This is a genomic window from Nocardia sp. NPDC005745 (genome assembly GCF_040630775.1).
In the GTDB taxonomy this organism is placed as follows: domain Bacteria; phylum Actinomycetota; class Actinomycetes; order Mycobacteriales; family Mycobacteriaceae; genus Nocardia.
In genome coordinates this window covers 1-5,469 of record NZ_JBEXYF010000080.1, presented here as the reverse complement: position 1 = coordinate 5,469, position 5,469 = coordinate 1, and the positions used below count along the sequence as shown (strand labels likewise).

The following is a 5,469-nucleotide window of genomic DNA, read 5'->3' as shown; positions in this document are numbered from 1 at the left end:
GATCGGATCCCCCAGCGAGGTCCCTGTCCCGTGCGCCTCCACCGCGTCCACCTCGCCGGCCGACAGACCCGCATTGGCCAACGCCGCACGGATCAGCCGCTCCTGCGAGGGACCGTTCGGCGCGGTCAACCCGTTGGATGTCCCGTCCTGGTTCACCGCACTACCACGCACCACTGCCAATACCTGATGCCCGTTGCGCCGCGCATCCGACAACCGCTCGAGCATCAGCAATCCGACGCCTTCGCCCCAACTGGTGCCGTTGGCACCCGCCGAGAACGCCTTGCAGCGTCCGTCCGGGGCCAGTGCTCGCTGTCGGGAGAACTCCACGAACATTCCCGGTTTGGACATCACCGTCACGCCACCGGCCAGCGCCATCGAGCATTCCTCTGCGCGCAGGGCTTGGCAGGCTTGATGCAGCGCCACCAGCGATGACGAACATGCCGTGTCCACCGTCACCGCGGGCCCCTCCAGCCCGAACACATACGAAATACGGCCAGAAGCAATGCTCCCCCCAGCCCCAGTGGCTAGGTACCCCTCGAGATCAGCCGGCCCTCCTTCGAAGTTCCAGTAGTCCTGGTACATGACCCCGACGTAGACACCGGTGCGCGATCCGCGCACCGTGGAGGGGACGATCCCCGCTGACTCGAAGGTCTCCCAGGCCACTTCGAGCAGTACTCGTTGTTGTGGGTCCATCGCCAACGCTTCACGGGGGGAGATGCCGAAGAATTCCGCGTCGAAACCGGTGACGTCGTCTAGGAACCCCCCCTCGCGTACATAGGAGGTCCCCGTGCGGTCGGGATTCGGGTCGTACAGACCCTCCACATCCCAGCCGCGGTCGTCCGGGAACCCCGAGATCACGTCTCGTCCCTGCGACACCACATGCCACAGATCGGCGGCGGACCGCACCCCACCGGGGTACCGACATCCCACACCCACGATGGCAATCGGTTCGTCTGAATTCCCTCGCAGGCGTACTACCTCTTGCTGGAGCCGTTCCCTGTCTTTCAGGGAGGCTCGCAGCGCTTCTGCAAGGCCATTCGTTGTCGAATTCATCTAATCCCTTTGGATAAGCACAGCTATCGAAGCCGAACTCCGACTAATCAATTCGCATGTTCGATCGACGCACAGGACCAGACTCGCCGTACGATCAGCAAGCCAATTGAACACCTGATGCGTTCCACATCTGTGCGCTCAATAGCCCTCCGACATCGGCGACTCGTGAGCCAGCTGAATCAGCGCCTCGTCATCCATTGAATCGATTTCGTCAAATGCCGACCCGACAGGGTTTTCCCCGCCCGGCAAAACTATCCCACCATCCGGCGTGGCCGAATCAAGGACGATGCATAGATATCGCGACACCGCTTGCGCGGTGGGATGATCGAATGCAAACGTGGATGCCAAAGGAAGTCCGGTCACGTTGGACAGCCTGTTCCGAAGCTCGATTGCCATCAACGAGTCCAATCCGATTTCTCGAAAAGGAGCATCGAAGCCTATTAGATGCCCCGGCCTGCCGATGACCGCGGCTATATTGGAAATGACCAGTTCGTTTACCGCCTGCTCGCGTTCACGACCCGTCTTGGCGCGCAGATCGATGGCAGATGAGCGATCGTGATCCAGCGGTTGCCGGAGAGCGTTGTCATTCAGGCTCTTCTCTGCCAGGCTCCGGAGAACGGGCGACAGCGTCGCAGCGTCTCCGAGCCTCGTCTCATCGATCCCCAGCGGAACCAGACAGGGACTGTCACAGCTCAGCGCGGCATCGAAGAGTGCCAGACCGTGCTCGGTCGACAGCGCGGTCGCGCCTTGACGAGCAATACGTTCATGATCCACATCGCTCAGATCTCCGGTTATTCCGCTTCTGGCTTTCCATAGGCCCCACGCCAGCGAAATTGCAGGCAGGCCCAATTCTCGTCTGTAGCACGCGAGGCCGTCCAGGAACGCATTCGCCGCTGAATAGTTTCCCTGACCTGGGCTCCCCAACGTTCCTGCCGCAGCAGAAAAGAGGATGAACTTCGCCAGCGTCAACTCTTGCGTGAGCTCGTGCAGATGCCAGGCAGCAGAGGCCTTTGGACCGAATACCGTCTCGATACGTGAAGGGCTCAGCTCCGAGATGACAGCGTCGTCGATGACGCCTGCCGCGTGCACAAGGGCTGTCAAGCGATGCCGTGACGTCACATTGCGAAGCATGGTGGCGAGTGAATCGCGATCTGAGACATCGCAGGTCAGGATCTCGACGTCGGCACCGAGCCGTTTCAGATCGGATTCGAGCTCGACAGCTCCCTCGGCTCTCGGCCCTCGTCGACTGGCCAGGACGAGTCGGCGCACCGAATAGCGCTCTACCAGGTGACGGGCCACCTGCGCTCCGAGCGCACCCGTGCCGCCGGTGATGAGCACTGTTCCCTCAGGATCGAACGACGCGAGCTCGTCCGACGTCGTTCGCACACGCGCTAGCCGCGGAACGAGGCGTTGCCCTCGCCTGATCACAAACTGAGGCTCAAGTACGTCTTCGTGGAGGAATCCGGGGAGTACCTGCAGCGACTCGTCCTCATCGTCGACGTCAACGAGCACGATCCGGTCAGGATGCTCGGATTGCGCTGACCGAACGAGTCCCCATACAGCCGATTGCGCAGGATTACCGGCAGCTGCGTCGAGCCGAACAGACATGCCGCGTGTGACAAGCACCAGACGGCACTGTGTCAAGGCGGGTTCGGACAACCAGTCCTGGATAGCGGTCAATACCGAAGCCACGGTCGAGCCGGCGGCCGTCCCGGCATCTCTCCCGTCGCGAACTCCGCCGTCACACTGCACAAGCACTAGATCAGGGATGTCACTCCCTCCACGGACGTCGGCTACCAACGCAGACATGGACTCATAGATGTGACCTGAAAAGGCCAGTTCCTCTGCGGCGATTCCCACCCAGCTACTCGGCCAGTCGGCGTGGGGCGAAGCGGTCGGAGCCGTGCTCCAGGTGATTTCGTACAGTGAGTCGATCTGGTCGACACCAGCGGCGCTTCGCAGTTGCTCGAAGGAGACCGGAAGCAGGACCACCCCTCGAATAATTCCGAGTACCTGGCCGGAATCGTCGAACAGCGTTATCGAGATTCCTTCTTCTCCGGACTTGACTATCCGAACTCGAAGCGCTCGCCGACCCTGCGCCTTGATAGTCACGCCCCGCCACAGAAAAGGGATTCGTGGGCGAGCTGCATCCGTACCTTCGTCGGCAATCATGCCGGATAGAGAATCCGGCACACCGTCGACGCCGATCGCGTGCATAGCAGCATCGAACAGAGCCGGATGCAGATCGAATGCACCGGAGTCGAGAGAATCGGCATATCTGATCTCGGCAAATATCTCTTCTCCGCGCCGCCAGACCTCTCTCAGCGAATGAAAAGCAGGCCCCCAGTTGTAGAACCCTTTCCGAGCTGCGCCGGGATAGTAGTCTCCACTGTCGATTGGCCACGAGCCTTCCGGCGGCCAGGTCGCCGAGGCCATTTCCGCGTTCATTTCAGGCGCATAGCTCGACGAACGCAAGATTCCGCGCGCGAGCACGATCCAAGAAGACCCCGGGACTTTATCTTTGCGGCATCGGAGAGTAAATTCCCGCTGGTCCGACCCATCGGCCTCCTGTATGTGAAGTTGAAGCTTCGCCGAGATTCCCTCCGACAACGCCAATGGAGAATGGTGAGTCAGCTCCGCGACTTCGTCACAACCGATCTGACGCCCCGCCCAACAGGCCAATTCCACCCACGTAGTACCCGGTACAACAATCCTGCCGTGCACCATGTGATCGAGCAGCCAGGATTGCTGCCGCGTAGAGATCTGACCTTGGTGTACCACACCGCCGTCCAGCAGCTCGACTGACGCGCTTATCAAAGGATGACCGGTACGAGAATTTGTTTCCGGCGAGCAGTCTATCCAGTATGTCTTATGCTGGAATGGATATGTGGGCAGATTTATTTCGCCAGCAGCAGGGTAGATCGCGGTCCAATCCACCGTAGCACCGTGTGTGTGGACCTCGGCGACTGCAGTGATCACCGTTTTCACTTCGGACTGCATTTTCCTGAGCAACGGTACCACCGCCGCTGCAGGATCAGCCTGCTTTACGAACGAGGAAAGCGTGGCATCCGGGCCGATTTCGACGAAATTGGTCGCGCCGAGACTAAGAAGCGTCCCTACCCCTTCATGAAAGCGCACCGTCCGTCTAAGATGTTCCACCCAGTAATCCGGTGAGCACAACTCGTCGCTATCCGCGATGACCCCCGTTACGTTGGAAATGATCGGTATAGTCGGATCATTGTAATTTAAGCCCGCTGCGATCGCTCGAAATTCATCGAGGATAGAATCCATGCACGCCGAGTGGAATGCGTTGCTGACGACCAGCCGACGCGTTTTGTGGCCGTGCTGCTCCAGTTTCGCAGCAAGATCGAGGACCTTTGCCTCTTGGCCCGAAATGACGACGGATCGACGTCCGTTGACGGCCGCCAACGACACGTCATTGGTCAGGTACGCGATGACGGCGTCCTCGGTCGCTTCTACAGCCACCATTGCACCGGGAATGGCCAGGCCTTGCATCAAGCGTGCGCGCGCCCCGACGAGGACGGCAGCGTCTTGGAGCGAAAGTACGCCTGAGACATGAGCCGCAGTGATTTCGCCGATTGAGTGACCGATCAGATAACTCGGCTCGATGCCCCAATGACGTAGCAACCGGTAAAGGGCTGTTTCGAGTGCAAATATTGCCGGCTGGGCGTAGCCAGTCTGGTGCAACAGTTCCCCGTCCTCGTCCCACATGATGTCTTGGAGAGGTCGCCCAAGCTCGCTGGAAAGATACCCACATGCCTCGTCGAGTGCGTCGGCGAAGACCGGAAACGCGCCATAGAGTTCGCGGCCCATGGTCGGCCGTTGCGCTCCCTGCCCTGTGAACATGAACGCGGTCTTGCCGTCACGGGCGATGCCGGTAACGAGATTCGTCACCGTCTGGCCATCACGCAGCGCAGTGAGACCTGTTCGGAAATCGTCAAGCGAACTACCGACTATTGCCGCGCGATTCTCGAAATGAGTGCGCGTGGTAGCCAATGCCCACCCGACCTGTCCGGGACCGGCATCCGCTGCAGCCAGCGCGAGCAGGAGCTCCGCCTGCGACTTCAGCCCTTCTTCCGTCTTCGCAGAGACAACCCAGGGCAGGACTTCCTGCGCCGATTCATTCCTCGATACGGTTTCGATGTCGGTTGCGAGTTCTGCTGTTGGTGCTTGCTCAAGAATGACGTGAGCGTTCGTGCCGCTGATACCGAACGAGGAAACCGCTGCCCGACGGGTTCGGCCTTCTTCGCCCCAGGGGGCAGGTTCGGTCAGCAACCGGACCTCGCCGCCTGACCAATCCACATGGGAGGACGGGTCTTTCACGTGCAGTGTCTGTGGCAGTAGCCCGTGCTGCATGGCCATCACCATCTTGATCACACCCGCCACACCCGCCGC

General features: G+C 60.4%; 2 protein-coding genes. Both read right to left on the bottom strand.

Annotation, left to right across the window (positions count from 1 at the left end):
• Positions 1-1,053 (bottom strand): polyketide synthase (locus tag ABZ420_RS35820; RefSeq protein ID WP_357132599.1); only part of this gene is annotated, 1,053 nt, incomplete at its 3' end.
• 138 nt (positions 1,054-1,191) lie between these two features.
• Positions 1,192-5,442 carry an SDR family NAD(P)-dependent oxidoreductase gene (locus tag ABZ420_RS35815; protein ID WP_357132602.1) on the bottom strand — a complete coding sequence of 1,417 codons (4,251 nt, stop codon included), beginning with the start codon at positions 5,440-5,442 and terminating at the stop codon, positions 1,192-1,194.
• Positions 5,443-5,469: the final 27 nt, after the last annotated feature.